The following is a 15,345-nucleotide window of genomic DNA, read 5'->3' as shown; positions in this document are numbered from 1 at the left end:
GGCCCGCTGACGCTCGCCGGGGCGCGCGTGGGAGCTCCTGGCAGGATGCTCCCATGGCGAACTTGTATGTCCAGGCGCTCCACGTCCATCCCGTCAAGTCGGTAGCGGGGACAGCTCCCGACGAGGTGGTCGTGGAGCCCTGGGGTCTGTCCGGGGACCGGCGGTGGGCAATCGTCGACACCGAGGGCACGGTCATCACCCAACGCCAGCAGCCCCGGCTGGCGTTGGCTGCGGCGCGTCCGCTGGGGGGCGGCGCCGTCGCGCTGTCGGCGCCGGGCATGGCCGAGCTGGTCGTGGGGGTGCCGGAGCCGGGTCCGCTCGAGCCGGTCGTGCTGTTCGGCAAGAAGATCGAGACCGTGGTCGCCGCGAGCGCCGCGGCCGACTGGTTCAGCGCCTACCTGGGGGTTCCGGCGCGGCTGGTGCACATGGACGACCCTGCCGTGCGGCGGCCCGTGGACCCGGAGTACGCGCTGCCGGGCGAGACGGTGAGCCTCGCCGACGGCTATCCGGTGCTGCTCGTGACCCTCGCGTCGCTGGACGCGCTCAACTCGCTGATCGCGCAGGGGGACCATCCCGAGGAGGGTCCGCTGCCGATGAACCGTTTCCGCCCGAGTGTGGTGGTCGCCGGCGCCGAGGCGTGGGCGGAGGACGGCTGGCGGCGCATCGCGATCGGCGACGCAGTCTTCCGCGGGGTCCGGGAGTGCGGGCGGTGCATCGTCACGACCACCGACCAGGCGACGGCGGAGCGCGGCAAGGAGCCGCTCAAGACCCTGGCCCTGCACCGGCGGATCGGCAAGTCACTGGCCTTCGGGCGGCAGCTGGTTCCGGTGCGGGTGGGCACGGTGCGGGTGGGCGACGAGGTCCGCGTCCTGGAGTGAGCGTGCGCCGGCCCCTCGGAATGACACCTTCGAGGGGCTCTGGGGGAAGGCTGGAACCAAGCACCGTGGGCGGGCCGTTGGTGCATTCGACAGGTGTGGCGGGAAGGTGCGGGAGTTCGGCTTCGGCTTCCGTGACTTCGTGCACCGGATCGGGTGACACGACTGCCGCGCGTCCCGGAATGCGCGTTGCCGGGGCATGCGGGAGGCTTGGACCGCAGGGCAGACGGAGGCAAAGGGGGTGCCGGACCGTGTGGACAGCCATGGGTGTGTGGCGTTGGCGGCGCAATCCGCTGCGCCGGCCGACAGATCTCTTCGAGGCATGGGTGGCGTTCGCCGCGCTGGTGTGCGTCCTGCTGGTGGCTCCGGCCGTCGGCACGGTCGCGGGCCTGGAGGTGGACGGCACGCTGCAGCGGGCCGCGCGCGAACAGCGGCAGGAGCGGTACCTCGTCCCGGCGGTGGTGGTCCGGCCGGCCGCCGAGCCGGCCGCCGGTACGGGGTCGGGCGCCGATCCTTCGGCGCAGCGGCAGAGCCCGCAGCGCACGCAGATCGTGGCCTCGTGGACGGCGCCCGACGGCAGCAGCCACCAGGGCACGGTGCCGGCCGCGGAGGAACCGCCGCAGGCAGGGGACCGGTTCCGGATATGGACCGATACGCAGGGCCGGCTCGTGGGGCGTCCGCTCGACGAGACCTCGGCGAGCGGCCATGCGGCGGTGGTGGGCCTGGCCGCCGCTCTCGGCGCGGCCGCGCTGGTGGAGACGGTCCGCCGGCTCGTCGTACGAAGGCTCATGCATCGGCGGTACATACGGCTGGACCGCGCCTGGGCGGCGGCGGGTCCGGACTGGGGCCGGGCGGGCGCGGGCAGCTGACCTGGCATCTCACCGGCTCCGCGCGCGCTACGGTGGAGCGGTCGGAGTCGGTCGCCGCTCCTGTGGTGGGCGGCGGCGGTGGTTTCAGTCGCTTCGACGGCGCGAGTACGAGGGCGGGGGCACGACAGCACCATGGCACAGGGCACGGTCCAGGTGACGCACGGCGGGTCTTCGCGGTGGCGGCGCCGCTCCGGTGAGTATCCGACGCTGGCCGCCGCGCTCGCCGCCGCGGGCGACGGGGACGTGCTGACCATCGCCCCCGGCACCTACCGGGAGAACCTGGTGCTGGACCACGCCGTCACCCTGCGCGGGCCGGAGGGCTCGGTGGGTTCGGTGCGGATCGCCCCGCTCGACGGGGTCGCGCTGACGGTGCGCGCCTCGGCCGTGGTCCAGGACCTGCACCTGGAGGGGCAGGACCGGGCGGCGCCCGCGCTGCTCGTCGAGGAGGGCTCTCCCGAGCTCACCGATCTGCGGGTGAGCACCCGGTCGGCGGCCGGCATCGAGGTGCGCGGCGGGGCCCGGCCCGTGGTGCGGCGGTGCACGGTGGAGAATCCGACGGGCGTCGGGATCGCCGTGCTGGACGGTGGCGGCGGGGTGTTCGAGGAGTGCGAGGTGGTGGCCGCCGGGCAAGCCGGGGTCTCCGTCCGCGGCGGCGGGCATCCGCGCCTGGAGCGCTGCCGGATCCACCATGCGTCGGGCGCGGGCATCGCGGTCACCGGCGAGGGTTCGGGGCTGGAGGCGCTGGGCTGCGAGGTGTACGAGATCAAGGGCACCGGTGTGCAGATCGCCGCGCGCGCGGCGGCCCGGCTCACGGACTGCGCGGTGCACCGCACCTCGACGGACGGGGTCACCCTCGACACGGACGCTGTGCTCACGCTCGCCGGCTGCGATATCCACGACATCCCGGAGAACGCGGTGGACCTGCGCTCCCGTTCGGTGCTCACGCTCAGCCGCACCACTGTCCGCCGGTTCGGCCGCAACGGTCTGTCGGTGTGGGATCCGGGTACCCGGGTGGATGCCGAGTCCTGCGAGATCCACGACAGCACGGGCGACTATCCGGCGGTGTGGATCAGCGACGGGGCCACTGCCTCGCTGAGCTCGTGCCGGGTGCACGACGTGCCGGACGCGGTGTTCGTGCTGGACCGGGGCTCGCGTGCCGACGTCGTCGACAGCGATCTGTCCCAGGTGCGCAACACGGCCGTCTCGGTGAGCGACGGGGCGACCGCGCAGGTCGACGACTGCCGGATCCGGGAGGCGGCGACCGGGGCCTGGTTCCGCGACCACGGCAGCGGCGGCACCCTCGCCAACTGCACGATCGACGCGGTCCAGACGGGGGTGATCGTGACCAAGGGCGCCGATCCCGCGCTGGAGCGGTGCACGGTGAGCTCCCCGTCCGAGGCGGGGTTCTACGTGTCGGCGGGCGGGCGCGGAAGCTTCCATTCCTGCCGGGTGACGGGCAGCTCCGGCTTCGGCTTCCACATCATCGACGGCTGCCGCACCACGCTGACGCGCTGCCACACCGAGCGCTGTGCGCGCGGGGGTTACGAGTTCTCGGAGGACGGCCCGCTCGCCGAGGAGTGCACGAGCGACGAGTCCGGGTCGCGGTTCGCCGCCCAGTCGGCCGCGGCCGGGGCTCTCACCGGTGAGCGTGCGGGCATCCGTACGGTCGGCGCGGTCCAGAGCCCTGCGGCGCAGGCGGCGCAGGTGCCCGCTCCGCGCCCGGTGGAGGAGGCGGACCGGGGGTCGTCGGCGGCGCGCGGTTCCGGTGAGGTGCTGGGCCAGCTCGACGCGCTGGTGGGCCTGGAGAGCGTCAAGCGCGAGGTGCGGGCGCTCACCGACATGATCGAGGTGGGCCGGCGGCGCCGGGAGGCGGGTCTCAAGGCCGCCTCGGTGCGCCGCCATCTGGTGTTCACCGGGTCCCCCGGCACCGGAAAGACGACGGTGGCCCGGCTCTACGGGGAGATCCTCGCCTCCCTCGGGGTCCTGGAGCGCGGCCACCTGGTCGAGGTGTCCCGGGTGGACCTGGTCGGTGAGCACATCGGCTCCACGGCGATCCGTACGCAGGAGGCCTTCGAGCGGGCGCGCGGCGGGGTGCTGTTCATCGACGAGGCGTACGCGCTCGCGCCGGAGGACTCGGGCCGGGACTTCGGGCGCGAGGCGATCGACACCCTCGTGAAGCTGATGGAGGACCACCGGGACGCCGTGGTGGTGATCGTCGCCGGGTACACGGCGGAGATGGACCGCTTCCTGACCGTCAATCCGGGGGTGGCCTCGCGGTTCTCCCGGACCATCACCTTCGGCGACTACGGGCCCCAGGAGCTGCTGCGGATCGTGGAGCAGCAGGCGGAGGAGCACGAGTACCGGCTCGGCGAAGGCACCGAGAAGGCGCTGCTGGCGTATTTCACGGAGCTGCCGAAGGGCCCGGCGTTCGGCAACGGCCGAACGGCCCGGCAGACGTTCGAGTCGATGGTCGAGCGGCATGCGGGCCGGGTGGCGCAGCTGTCGGATCCGGGCACGGACGAGCTCACCCTGCTGTTCCCGGAGGATCTTCCGGCTCTGCCGGCGCTGCCGGCTCCTTGCTGACCCTGGGGGCCGGCACGGCGGGAGTGGCGGCTGCGGCCGGTGCGGCCGCTGTTTCGGGTGTGGTCGCTGTGTCGCCGCCCTCGGGCGGCCCTGCCGGTGCGGCCGGCCGGGCGCGGCGGGCGGGGCCTGCCAACCGGGCCAGGAGGGCGTCGCGTTCGGCGGCGAAGGCGGGATCGGCCTGGTAGTCGAAGTGGCCGAGGATCGGCGCGGGCAGCGGGTGGCGGGCGCTGCGCCCGTAGGCGAGCGGGTCGGCGAGCGGCCCCCGGTCCACGGAATCGGCCGGGGCGGCCGGGCCGGCCGGGCAGTCGGGGCCTGCCGGGGTGATCGGCGCGGCCGGGCCTGCCGGGACGTGGGGGCCTGCCGGGACGTGGGGGCCTGCCCCGCTCGACGGGCCGTCCGGGAGCGTGGTGTCGCCGGCACGAGCGAGGACCGGGCCGCCGATCGGGTCGGTGGCGCGCCAGAGGTTGCGCCAGCAGTCGACGTCGCCGTGCAGCGCGCCGAGCGGGCCCGGGCCGAAGTACGCCGGGAACCAGCGTCCGTAGAGCCGCCGGAGCGGGGAGCCGTAGGTGAGCAGGGCGACCCGGCGGCGGACCTGCGGCGGCAGTTGCCAGACGGCGGCCGCCGCGAGGACGCTGCCCTGGGAGTGACCGGAGATCACCAGGCGGCCGCCGGTACGGCCGGTCCAGCCGGTCATCCGCCAGGTCAGGTCGGGGACGGCGCGCTCGGCGTAGCAGGGCGGCGCGAACGGGTGGGCGGCGCGCGGCCAGAAGGTGCCCACGTCCCACAGCACGCCGATGGTGCGGCGGGCGGCGGGATCCCGGTAGGCGCGGCGGCCCCAGGTGACGAACAGTATGAAGCCGAGGCCGATCAGCCAGGACCCGGCATCCTGGGCGGCGCGGGCGGCGGTTTCCAGCAGCGGGTGGGCGCCGCGGGCGGCCTCGCCCGGGACCCGGCCGCTGATCCAGGCTCCGGCGAGGGCGCCCGCACCGAGCAGCAGCGTGATCCCGGAGACGGCGGCCACGAACCAGGGTGCGGAGTCGGTGAGCGCGGCGGCGGCCCGCGCCCCGGCGATCCGGCGGCTGCGGTCCTCGTCGGGCGGCTCGCCCGGGTATTCGGCGGCCACCCCGGCGGCGAGCCTGCGCCGGGCGCGGATCCCGCGTACGGCGAACCAGGCGGCGAGCAGGGCCAGTACGAGGAGCAGCGGGGGCAGTACGGCGGCCTGCCAGGACAGCAGCACGGGCGGCGCGGGCAGCGGAGCCCCGGCCGGGCCCGGGGCTCCCGCTCCGTCCAGCCAGTCGGCGACCCGCTGGGCGACGCCGCCGGACATCACCCCGCCGAGGGCGCAGCCGAGCATGGCGATGGCGGGGCCGCCGAGGCCGTACAGGGCGGTCGCCGGGTCGGGGGCCAGCCGGTACAGGCGGACGGCGACGGCGGCGAGGAGCAGGACGCAGCAGCCCTGGCCGAGCATGAGAGCGCCGAAGGCGAAGTCGCCGGGGAGCCGCCCGGCGGAGGTCCACCCGGGGCGCGACCAGCCGGCGTACAGCAGGACGGCGGCGAGCAGTGCGAGGGCGGAGCCGGGCAGCAGGGTGACGGCGGCGCGGTCGAGGCGGTGGTCGGGGCGGGCCTCGGTGCGGCCGCGCCGGCAGACGACCCAGGCGACGGCGACGGCCCCGGCGGCGAGCAGCACCTCCACGGCCCAGCCGAGGGCCTCGAGCGCGGGGGTGCCGGCGCGGCGGTCGTAGCGGGCGGTGGGTACGGCGACGGCGGCCGCGACGGTGAGCAGCCCGGCGGCGGTGTGTCCGGCGCGCAGCCGGGCCACGATGCGCCGCCCGTACCAGAATCCGGGCCGGCCGAGCGCGGGCGCAGTGCCCGCGGCGGCTGCGGGGGCGGCGGTGTCGGCGGGCGGCGGCTGGGACTCGTACGCGCTCCACGTGCGGTTCGACAGGAACCACAGCAGCCCGGTCAGCGCGGCCGGGACCAGCGCGCCGAGGGCGAGCCGCCGCCCGGGCTGGCCCCACCAGCCGCCGGGTTCCTCGAACCCGAGCCAGGAACGGGAGCCGGTGCAGTGCGTGGACCCCGCGCACTGCCAGGCGAGGAGGTCGAGCGAGACCTCGCAGGCGGCCGCGATCAGCAGCAGTGTGAGGCTGAGGGCGAGGACGCGTACGAGGACCCCGTACGTCCGCACCCCGCGCGGCGCCGGACCGGTGGCGGGCGCGGCCGGCCGGGCCCAATGGGCGAGGTTGACCACCATGAAGGGCAGGAGGAGCAGCCACAGCGCGCGGGCGCCGTTGCCGGAGGTGAGCCGGGACCAGCAGTAGGCCTCGACCACGGGCCGGCCGGCGTACCACTCGGGATGGTCCTCGGCGTCGGCGTCCGCGGCGCGGCGGAACACGGCGGCGGTCGAGTCCCCGGTGATCCGGACGGTGCGCGGGTCGCCGAGCAGCTCGTCGGGGGGTGCGCCGTGGACTCCGTGCACGCGGAGTTCGAGGGCCAGGGGCCGTGGGGGTGTCAGGAGTTCGAGGGCCAGGGGATGCGGGGGCTTGGGGATGTCCGGCACGGCGGCCTCCGCTCGCGGGGCAGGATCGGCGCACCTCCAGCATCCCGCGCAGCACGCGACCTGCCTAGGCCCCCTCCGGGCGACACTCCGGGCGATCTTCCGGCCGGGCCCTGCCGCCGTCCGGACCGGAAACGGGGCCGCAGCGGACATCTGACGGGGTGCCAGCTATGGTACGCGCACCACACCCGCACGCACGTTCCACTGCACACCCCCAGGAGGCACCGACATGGCACGCCGACTCCGCCCGGTGGGGCTGGACTTCATCGAGGACGCCCCGATCCGCCTGAGCTTCGCCGCGCGGACGGCGGCATCACCCGAGGCCGTGTACCGGGCCCTGGCCGAGGAGGTCGAGGGCTGGCCGCGCTGGTTCGGGGCGGTGACCCTGGCCCGGCCGACGCACGGGGGTGCGGGCCGGGAGATCCGGCTGGTGGGCGGGGTCCGCTTCCAGGAGACGATCATGGCGGCGGATCCGGAGCGGCGCTACGCGTACCGGGTCGACGAGACCAACGCCCCCGGGGTCCGGGCCTTGTTGGAGGAGTGGCGGCTCGTCCCGGCCGAGCCGGGATCCGGCACCCTGGTCCGCTGGACCTTCGCCGCCGACGGCCCGGCGCTCTTCCGGCTCGCCCTCACCGGTGCCCGTCCGGGCCTCGGCCACTCGTTCCGCTCGGCGGTCCGGGCCCTGGACGCCCGCCTGTCGGCGCAGCGCCCGGCGGGCGGGGCCTGACGCGCCGCCGCCGCGGGCGCCGGGCGCCGGGCAGTCCCCGAGGGTCAGGCCGTCGGCTCGCGCCAGACGCCCGTGGCGAGCAGGGTCTCGAGCGTCTCCGTGTACGGGGCGATGTCCAGGCCCTGCGAGGCCAGCCACTCGTCCGAGTAGTACTTGTCCAGGTAGCGGTCGCCCGGGTCGCACAGCAGCGTGACCACGCTGCCCTTGCGCCCCTCGGCCACCATCTCCGAGATGATCTTCAGGGCGCTCCACACACCCGTGCCGGTCGACCCGCCCGCCTTGCGCCCGATCGCCTGCTCCAGCGCCCGGCACGCGGCGACGCTCGCCGCGTCCGGCACCTTCATCATCCGGTCGATCGCGCCCGGCACGAAGCTCGGCTCCATCCGCGGCCGGCCTATGCCCTCGATGCGCGAGCCGCAATCGCTGCTCGCGTGCGGGTCGTTGGTGGTCCAGCCGTCGAAGAAGCAAGAGTTCTCCGGGTCCGGGACGCAGACGCGGGTGTCGTGCTGCATGTAGTGCACGTAGCGCGCGATGGTCGCGGAGGTGCCGCCCGTGCCGGCGGTCGCCACGATCCACGCGGGCTCGGGGTACCGCTCCAACCGGAGCTGCTGGTACATCGATTCTGCAATGTTGTTGTTGCCGCGCCAGTCCGTCGCCCGCTCCGCGTACGTGAACTGGTCCATGTAGTGCCCGCCCGTTCGGGCGGCGAGCTCCGCCGACTCCTCGTACATCTTCATCGAGTCGTCCACGAAGTGGCATTCCCCGCCGTGGAATTCGATGAGGCGGCACTTCTCCGGGCTCGTCGTGCGCGGCATGACGGCGATGAACGGGACGCCGATGAGCTTGGCGAAGTACGCCTCGGAGACGGCGGTCGAGCCGGACGAGGCCTCGATGACGGGGCGGCCGGGCCGGATCCAGCCGTTGCACAGTGCGTAGAGGAACAGCGAGCGCGCGAGGCGGTGCTTGAGGGAGCCCGTCGGGTGGGTGGACTCGTCCTTGAGGTAGAGGTCGATGCCCCATTCCTCGGGGAGCGGGAAGCGCAGCAGGTGGGTGTCGGCAGAACGGTTGGCGTCGGCCTGGACCTTGCGGACGGCCTCCTTCAGCCAGGCGCGGTAGTCCGCGTCGCTACGGTCGACGTCGATTGTCGTAGCCGTCGTACCGGAGGTACGGGTGGTGCTCATGCGCCTTGCTCCTTCGTGCGGTTCTTCGCCCCCTGCTTTCGCAATGTACCCCCCTCACCTGCACAAACGGTCACTTTGGGTATCTATGCGGATCGCTTTCGATCGCGTTCGGTTGCATACACGGGCACCGTGGGTGACCCTGGTGGAGCATTACCGAGGGTGCAGCACCCGTAACACTCATGTCGGGGAGTCGCAGCCGTGATCAGTCATTCACGCAGGCACTGCGTCGTGGAACTGCAGGCCTTGCCGTCCCGGATCGGGCAGATCCGAAGGATCGTTTCGGCGCAACTGCGCCACTGGCAGCTCGATCCGCTCATAGACCGGGCTGCGCTCGGCGTGACGGAGCTGCTCAGCAACGTCCACCGCCATGCGCAGCCGGACAAGACGTGCACGGTCGAGATCGAGCTGCGGCTGGGGCGGCTCACGGTCTCGGTGTACGACAGCGATCCGCGGCTTCCCGTACTGCGGGAGGCGGCCGCGGACGCCCTGGAGACCTGCGGGCGCGGGCTCGCGCTGGTCGCGGCGGTCAGCGAGGCCTGGGGCGCGCGCAACCAGGCCGACGGCCCCGGCAAGGTGGTGTGGTTCTCGCTCCGCGCCGCCCCGGCGGCATCGGCGCAGCAGCGTCCGGTCGGCAACGGATCGATGCCCGTACGAGAACCCGTGCCGACGGTGGTCGTCGCCGTGGACCCGGGCGCCGTCCCGACGGTCATGCCGGTGGCGGCGTCGGTCGGCGCCAGGCCCGGGTGAGGGTTCCGCCGCCGCATCCCGCGCCCCGGCAGCACCAGCGCTGCCAGGGCGCCGGCCGGGCCCGGCGCCGACCCGGCGGCGAGCCCGGCCTGATCGGCCTGATCGGCCTGATCGGCGGCGAGCCCGGCCAGGGACGCCCTGGGGCGTCTCCTAGGCCGCCGCGCCCAAGGCCCCCAGCGGGTCGTCCAGCACCGGCTGCCAGGCCAGTTCCGCCGCGCCGACCAGGCTGTTGTGGTCCAGGGTGCACGGCAGGATCGGCACTCCCCCGCTGCGCCCCCACAGGCTGCGGTCCGCGACCACCGCGCGCAGCCGCTCCGGGTCCGCGTGCAGCAGCTCCCGGTGCAGGCCGCCCAGGATGATCCGGTCCGGGTTCAGGATGTTCACGAGCCCCGCGAGGCCGAGGCCCAGCCGGTCGATGAGCTCCTCGGCGGCCGCCCGTACCGCCGGCTCCGCGTACTCCTCGCGCAGCAGGTCGCGGGCCTGCTGGAGCAGCGACACCTCCGGGCCCGGGGTGCGGCCCGCCGTGGTCAGGAAGGCCAGCGGGTCCGCCTCCACGTCCAGGCAGCCGCGGCTGCCGCAGTGGCAGGGCCGCCCCTCCGGGTTGACGGTGAGGTGGCCGACCTCCAGTGCGAGGCCCGAACTCCCGCTGTGCAGGCGGCCGTCCAGCACCAGCGCGCCGCCCACCCCGCGGTGGCCCGTGGCCACGCACAGCAGGTGCTGGGCGCTGCGGCCCGCGCCGTGCCGGTGCTCGGCGAGCGCGGCCAGGTTGACGTCGTTCCCGGTCAGCGCCGGGCCGTCGATCCCGGCCGCCTTCACGCACTCCGCGAACACCGCCCGTACGGGAGACCCGGCCGGCCAGGCCAGGTGCAGCGGGTTGAGCGCCGTACCGTCCGGCTCCGCGACCGCCGACGGGACCGCGAGTCCGGCACCGATGCAGCGGCGGCCGGTGTCGGCGAGCAGCGCCGCACCCGCCTCGACGACGGCGCCCAGCACCTGCGCCGGGTCCGCGGAGACCGTGACCTTGCCCGGGGCGGTGGCCACGATCCGGCCGCCGAGGCCGACCAGCGCGGCCCGGAACCCGTCGGGGTGGACCTGCGCGGCCAGCGCCACGGGGCCGTTCTCGTCGATGGAGAGCCGGTGCGAGGGACGGCCCTGGGTGCCGCCGGCGCCACCCGGGCGGGAGTCCACGCGGATCAGCCCGAGCGCCTCCAGCTCGGCGGCGACGGCCCCGGCGGTGGCACGGGTGACGCCGAGCTCGGCCGTCAGGACGGCGCGGGTCGGGGCCCGGCCCGTGTGGACGAGCTCCAGCGCCGGGCCGAGGGCGCCGCGGCCCCGCTCCAGCTTGGTCCTCTCCCCCACCCGCGGTGGGGCCCCGTTGCCGTTCATGACAGGGATCCTCGCATGATCGGCGGTGTGCGCGGCGCCGCCGGTCAGTCGGGCGGTGTCCCCAGCCCGCCGATCCGCAGGGTGATGTTCAGCCGCCCGGTCAGCCCGAGCCAGGGCGGGCCGGTGCCGGGCAGGACCTTCGGCACCCCGTGATAGGCCAGCCGGGCCGGGCCGCCGAAGACGAACAGATCGCCGCTGCGCAGCAGCACGTCCTGGTAGGGGCGGCCACGGGAGGCGGTGTTGCCGAAGCGGAAGACGCACGTATCGCCGAGGCTGAGGGAGACGACCGGCGCCCCGGACTTCTCCTCGGCGTCGCGGTGCATGCCCATGCGGGAGTCGCCGTCGTAGAAGTTGATCAGCGCGATGTCGTACTCCTCGGCGGCTCCGGTTCCGGTTCCGGTTCCGGTTCCCGCCCCGCCCCCGGCCGGCGCCGGCCGGCCGTACGCCGCGGTCACCGCCTCGCGCCCCAGCTCCGCGAGCCGGCCGGGCATCGGTTTGACCGGGGCCCCGTCGCCGTCCACCGCGGTGCGGGCGTACCCGTACGGGTACCAGTGCAGCCCGAGGCACACCTGGCGGGCGGTCATCGTCCCGCCGCCGGGTGTCCGTACGGTGCGCAGCCCTGCGGGCGGGCGCGCCCAGGCGCGGCAGGCCTCGAGCAGCTCCCGCTGGCGCTCGGGCGCGAGCCAGTCGGGCACGTGCACGGCGCCGGGGGCGATCTCGGTCCGCTCGCGCGGGAAGAGTTCCGCGGGTTCCCCGTCCATGGCCCCATTGTCGCCGGTCGGTGGGACACTGCCCGCATGAAGATCACAGAGTATGTGGAGACCCTTGCGCGGGAAGGCGAGTTGCTCGCCGACACGGCCGAACGGGCGGGTACGGATGCCCCGGTGCCCACCTGTCCGGGGTGGCGGGTTTCCGATCTGCTGCAGCACACGGGTGCGGTGCACCGGTGGGCCGCCGGGTACGTCAGGGACGCCGTCGTGGAGCCGGGCCCGTTCCCGGACGCCCCCGAGCTGGTCGGCTCCGAGCTGCTGGCCTGGTACCGGGAGGCGCACGAGGCCCTGGTCCGGACGCTGACCGAGGCTCCGGCCGATGTGCAGTGCTGGACCTTCCTGCCGACGGCCGCGCCGTCGCCGCTGGCGTTCTGGGCGCGCCGGCAGGCGCACGAGACCGCCGTGCACCGGATGGACGCGGAGGCGGCGCTCGGCGTGGCCTTCGCACCGCTGGCACCGGAGTTCGCCGAGGACGGGGTGGACGAACTGCTGACGGGCTTCCATGCGCGGCCGCGCAGCCGGATGCGGACCGAGGAGCCGCGGGTGCTGCGGATCCGCGCTGCCGACACGGGCGCGGTGTGGACCATGCACCTGTCGGCGGAGCCGCCCCGCACGGTGGCGGGCGACACGGGCGAACCGGCGGACTGCGAAGTCGTCGGCGAGGCGGCGTGGCTGTACGCGGCGCTGTGGAACCGGCTCCCGCTGCTGGGCCCCGGGGTGACCGGGGACGAGTCGCTGGCGCGGCACTGGGCCGAGACGGCCGGCATCGGCTGACCGGAGCCGCCCTGCGGCACTCTTGTGACCGTACGGTACGAGCTGTGACACTGCGTGCATGGAACGACGTACACAGGAGGACCGCGACGCGATCACGATAGAGATCGGCTACGCCTTCGTCAGCGCGTGCTTCGCGGCCGCCCTCGTGTTCGGGGCGGTGTACGGCCCCGCCCTGGTCTTCGACGTCTCCCCCACCACCGATGCCGTCCTGACCCTGACGGGCGGGGTGCTGGCCGGGGCGGCGTTCCTGTTCCGGGTCACGCACGTCCTGTGGCGCTTCGCCCGCCGCCCGGAGAACAACGGTCGCTGACCGCCGCGTTCGGACGGGCGGCGAGAACGCCGCGAGCAGATCCTGCTCCCGTTCGAGCGGTGCGGCCCGTTGGCGGCGGGGTCAGCCCACGGTGGCGGCGTACGCGGTCTGGCTGCGGAACTTCCAACTCGGCGATTCGTCCCACGGGTTCGGCATGAGCGTGCCGGTCGCGTACGCGTAGCCCGCGCCGCGGTCGAAGGCCGTGCGGAGGGTGGTGCGCATGGCGGCGGCGTCCGGGACCGCGTGGACGAGGTGCCAGAACGCGGTGCCGGTCGGGTCGAGTTCCGTGCCGGGGCGGTAGGCGCCCGACGCGCCGAAGACGTTCCCGCCGGGCCAGCCGCCGCCCGTGTACGCGGCGTACGTGTCCTCGTAGGTGACGAAGACGTCCGCGGTGCGGTGGCCCGGTTCCAGGTAGCAGTCGGCGATGGCGGTGCCGGGGTTGTCGACCACGAGGTCCGGCGCGGTGGGGTCGGCGTCGTTCATGGTGTCCTGCACGTACGCGCGCAGCTGTGCGTAGTGGTCTCGGGTGGCGTTGCCGGGGCCGCAGTCGCGGCTGACCACGTCGAAGAAGATGCCGTCCACGTGCAGGCGGCCGTCGCGGGTCTTGAGGTAGTTGTCGACGGAGGCCTTCACGGCGGCGATGTCGCGGTTGCCGTGGTCGGTGTGGACGTAGCCGAGGACCTTGGTCCTCTCGCCGGTGGCGGTGGTCCCGGCCCGCAGCGCGTCGGCGCGGGCCTGCCAGGGCGCGTCGAAGGGGTCGTCCCCGTTGCCGGGGTTGAGGACCACCACGGAGGCGGCGGGTGTGGTGGCGACGAGGTCGCCGAGCATGGGGGCGCCGGCCCATGCGTACGCGGGAACGCCGATCTCCAGGCCCCGCACGCCGGCTATCCGGGGTCTGGGGGACGGGGCGGCATCCTCGGCCGCGGCCACTTCGCCCGTGCCGGCCGAAACGGTGACGACCAGCGCCGGGGCGGCCAGTAAGGAGGTGATCAGGACGGCGTACAGGGCCTTCACTGCGCGGGCCATGGCTGTTCCTCCGACGAGGGGCGGGGGCAGGAGCACGACCCGACGAACACTAGACGGGCGCCCGTTCGGTGAAAGCCGAACCACTCACATTGATACGAGGAACAGACAAGCGATCTGTCACCTCATCACGTGAGCCGTGGTCATACGGTGGGCAGCCCGACCCCGTGGGCCAGTTGGCCGGCGGCGTGCGTGAAGAAGGTGGCACGGTCCTCGACGACCCGGTTGAACTGGCCGAACAGCTCGAAGGAGACGAGCCCGACCAGCTGCGCCCAGGCCGCGACCAGGGCGGCGGTGACCTCGGGCGGCAGGCCTTCGGCGAAATCCGCGGTCATCCGAACGGCTTCGGGACGCAGGCCGGCGGGCAGCGGCGGGAGCGCGAGGCCGCGGCCGGCGTGGGCGGCGCGGACGATCGCGATGAGGGTGTTGCCGACGCGGGAGGCGGGGCCGACGGTGTCCATGGGGGCGCTGTAGCCGGGGACCGGGGAGCCGTAGATGAGGGAGTACTCGTGCGGGTGGCCCAGGGCCCAGGCGCGGACGGCCTCGCAGACGGAGATCCAGCGCTCGAGGGGCGGGGCGCCGGCGGCGAGGGTGCGCGCGTCGGCCTGCTCGGCGGCGGCGCCGATGCTGTCGTAGGCGTCGACGATGAGGGCGGTGAGGAGCTCGTCGCGGCTGGGGAAGTAGCGGTAGAGGGCCGAGGAGACCATGCCCAGCTCGCGGGCCACGGCGCGCAGCGAGAGCTTGGCGGCGCCCTCGGCCGCCAGCATGCGGCGCGCCTCGTCCTTGATGGCGGCGGTGACCTCGATACGGGCCCGCTCCCGGGCCCCGCGCACGGTACTCATACGAGCAGTGTGCCACGAAGCCAGAGCAGTGCCCAAAAATGGGATCGCCGATCCATTTCGAGAGCACTGCTCTTGCCTTGGTGCAGCGATCCGTGCACACTGGTCTCAAGCGAGAGCACCGCTCTCCCAAGTGCCCCGGAGGCAGTCATGAGCAGCAGGCCCACCCCGTACTACGTCCAGGCCGGCGCTCTCGAAACCCGCTTCAACTCCCTCTTCGGGAAGCTGGCCCGGCTCGGCATCAGCCTGGCCGGCACCGCCGAGCTGTCGGTGCGCGGCCGCAAGTCCGGCGAGATGCAGCGGATCCCGGTCAATCCGCACATGTACGAGGGCGAGCAGTACCTGGTGTCGGCGCGCGGCCACTCCCAGTGGGTCCGCAACATGCGGGTGGCGGGCGGCGGCGAGCTCCGCGTGGGCCGCAAGGTGCGCACGTTCACGGTCACCGAGCTCACCGACCCGGCGCAGAAAGCCGCCGTGCTGCGCGCCTACCTGGAGAAGTGGGGCTGGGAGGTCGGCCGCTTCTTCCAGGGCGTCACCGCGCAGTCCACCGACGCCGAGCTCCAGGCGACCGCCGGCGACCACCCGGTCTTCCGCATCACCATGTCGAACTGACGGACGGGGCGCACCACGCTCCGCCCGCCGCGCCAGGACGAAAACAGCGGCGGCCTTGCCCATACCCCCGACAAGACCGCCACCATCGTCCACAC

At 74.3% G+C, this 15,345-nt stretch carries 13 protein-coding genes and 1 pseudogene; 8 read left to right on the top strand and 6 right to left on the bottom strand.

The annotated features are described in order from the left end of the window. Nucleotides 1–53: 53 nt before the first annotated feature. The 3 genes from OG299_RS33710 (at nt 54) to OG299_RS33700 (ending at nt 4,327) form a co-directional block, all read left to right on the top strand. Nucleotides 54–878 (top strand): MOSC domain-containing protein, encoded by an 825-nt coding sequence (locus tag OG299_RS33710; protein ID WP_266631808.1) that lies wholly within the window; start codon nt 54–56, stop codon nt 876–878. 260 nt (nt 879–1,138) lie between these two features. Then, nucleotides 1,139–1,744, top strand: coding sequence for an Rv1733c family protein (locus tag OG299_RS33705; RefSeq protein WP_327363517.1), 606 nt, complete (start codon nt 1,139–1,141; stop codon nt 1,742–1,744). A 132-nt stretch (nt 1,745–1,876) separates the two neighbouring features. Then, entirely contained in the window at nt 1,877–4,327 is a 2,451-nt protein-coding gene (locus OG299_RS33700) for a right-handed parallel beta-helix repeat-containing protein (protein ID WP_266631804.1), read from the top strand. Nucleotides 4,328–4,505: 178 nt separating this feature from the next. On the opposite strand, the pseudogene OG299_RS33695 reads toward OG299_RS33700, so the two are convergent. Continuing rightward, a pseudogene (locus OG299_RS33695) lies at nt 4,506–6,875 on the bottom strand (hypothetical protein); the annotation flags it as partial. Between the two features lie 235 nt (nt 6,876–7,110). Here OG299_RS33695 and OG299_RS33690 point away from each other — a divergent pair. After that, the gene (locus OG299_RS33690; protein WP_266631802.1) at nt 7,111–7,608 is read left to right on the top strand and encodes an SRPBCC family protein; all 498 of its coding nucleotides are present in this window, start codon (nt 7,111–7,113) and stop codon (nt 7,606–7,608) included. 44 nt (nt 7,609–7,652) lie between these two features. Here OG299_RS33690 and OG299_RS33685 read toward each other — a convergent pair whose 3' ends face one another. Further along, entirely contained in the window at nt 7,653–8,789 is a 1,137-nt protein-coding gene (locus OG299_RS33685; protein WP_266631800.1) for an L-cysteine desulfhydrase Cds1, read from the bottom strand. 198 nt (nt 8,790–8,987) lie between these two features. Here OG299_RS33685 and OG299_RS33680 point away from each other — a divergent pair, with 198 nt between their 5' ends. Next, complete coding sequence (locus tag OG299_RS33680) at nt 8,988–9,536, top strand: ATP-binding protein (RefSeq protein ID WP_266631798.1); 549 nt, start codon at nt 8,988–8,990, stop codon at nt 9,534–9,536. A 150-nt stretch (nt 9,537–9,686) separates the two neighbouring features. Here OG299_RS33680 and OG299_RS33675 read toward each other — a convergent pair whose 3' ends face one another. Continuing rightward, a complete protein-coding gene (locus tag OG299_RS33675) occupies nt 9,687–10,922 on the bottom strand; it encodes an ROK family protein (protein WP_266631796.1) in 1,236 nt (411 codons plus the stop codon). A gap of 44 nt (nt 10,923–10,966) precedes the next feature. Further along, entirely contained in the window at nt 10,967–11,683 is a 717-nt protein-coding gene (locus OG299_RS33670; RefSeq protein ID WP_327363516.1) for an alpha-ketoglutarate-dependent dioxygenase AlkB family protein, read from the bottom strand. A 36-nt stretch (nt 11,684–11,719) separates the two neighbouring features. Between OG299_RS33670 and OG299_RS33665 the strand changes: the two genes are divergently transcribed. Next, on the top strand, nt 11,720–12,466 hold the full coding sequence (locus tag OG299_RS33665) for a maleylpyruvate isomerase family mycothiol-dependent enzyme (protein ID WP_327363515.1): 747 nt from the start codon (nt 11,720–11,722) through the stop codon (nt 12,464–12,466). 58 nt (nt 12,467–12,524) lie between these two features. Beyond that, nucleotides 12,525–12,776 (top strand): DUF6332 family protein, encoded by a 252-nt coding sequence (locus OG299_RS33660; RefSeq protein WP_327363514.1) that lies wholly within the window; start codon nt 12,525–12,527, stop codon nt 12,774–12,776. 81 nt (nt 12,777–12,857) lie between these two features. Here OG299_RS33660 and OG299_RS33655 read toward each other — a convergent pair whose 3' ends face one another. Together OG299_RS33655 and OG299_RS33650 are read right to left on the bottom strand one after the other, a co-directional pair. After that, the gene (locus tag OG299_RS33655; RefSeq protein ID WP_327363513.1) at nt 12,858–13,802 is read right to left on the bottom strand and encodes a spherulation-specific family 4 protein; all 945 of its coding nucleotides are present in this window, start codon (nt 13,800–13,802) and stop codon (nt 12,858–12,860) included. Nucleotides 13,803–13,942: 140 nt separating this feature from the next. Continuing rightward, complete coding sequence (locus OG299_RS33650) at nt 13,943–14,641, bottom strand: TetR/AcrR family transcriptional regulator (RefSeq protein WP_327363512.1); 699 nt, start codon at nt 14,639–14,641, stop codon at nt 13,943–13,945. A 147-nt stretch (nt 14,642–14,788) separates the two neighbouring features. On the opposite strand from OG299_RS33650, the gene OG299_RS33645 reads away from it, so the two are divergent. Beyond that, nucleotides 14,789–15,250 (top strand): nitroreductase/quinone reductase family protein, encoded by a 462-nt coding sequence (locus tag OG299_RS33645; RefSeq protein ID WP_266631784.1) that lies wholly within the window; start codon nt 14,789–14,791, stop codon nt 15,248–15,250. The last annotated feature ends 95 nt before the right edge of the window (nt 15,251–15,345 follow it).

This window comes from Streptomyces sp. NBC_01296 (assembly GCF_035984415.1).
Lineage (GTDB): Bacteria > Actinomycetota > Actinomycetes > Streptomycetales > Streptomycetaceae > Streptomyces.
This window is presented reverse-complemented; position numbering and strand designations above follow the sequence as displayed.

Coding starts and splice junctions, on each gene's coding strand:
- OG299_RS33710 (WP_266631808.1), top strand. CDS start 54: ATGGCGAACTTGTATGTCCAGGCGCTCCACGTCCATCCCGTCAAGTCG.
- OG299_RS33705 (WP_327363517.1), top strand. CDS start 1,139: ATGGGTGTGTGGCGTTGGCGGCGCAATCCGCTGCGCCGGCCGACAGAT.
- OG299_RS33700 (WP_266631804.1), top strand. CDS start 1,877: ATGGCACAGGGCACGGTCCAGGTGACGCACGGCGGGTCTTCGCGGTGG.
- OG299_RS33690 (WP_266631802.1), top strand. CDS start 7,111: ATGGCACGCCGACTCCGCCCGGTGGGGCTGGACTTCATCGAGGACGCC.
- OG299_RS33685 (WP_266631800.1), bottom strand. CDS start 8,789: ATGAGCACCACCCGTACCTCCGGTACGACGGCTACGACAATCGACGTC.
- OG299_RS33675 (WP_266631796.1), bottom strand. CDS start 10,922: ATGAACGGCAACGGGGCCCCACCGCGGGTGGGGGAGAGGACCAAGCTG.
- OG299_RS33670 (WP_327363516.1), bottom strand. CDS start 11,683: ATGGACGGGGAACCCGCGGAACTCTTCCCGCGCGAGCGGACCGAGATC.
- OG299_RS33665 (WP_327363515.1), top strand. CDS start 11,720: ATGAAGATCACAGAGTATGTGGAGACCCTTGCGCGGGAAGGCGAGTTG.
- OG299_RS33660 (WP_327363514.1), top strand. CDS start 12,525: ATGGAACGACGTACACAGGAGGACCGCGACGCGATCACGATAGAGATC.
- OG299_RS33655 (WP_327363513.1), bottom strand. CDS start 13,802: ATGGCCCGCGCAGTGAAGGCCCTGTACGCCGTCCTGATCACCTCCTTA.
- OG299_RS33650 (WP_327363512.1), bottom strand. CDS start 14,641: ATGAGTACCGTGCGCGGGGCCCGGGAGCGGGCCCGTATCGAGGTCACC.
- OG299_RS33645 (WP_266631784.1), top strand. CDS start 14,789: ATGAGCAGCAGGCCCACCCCGTACTACGTCCAGGCCGGCGCTCTCGAA.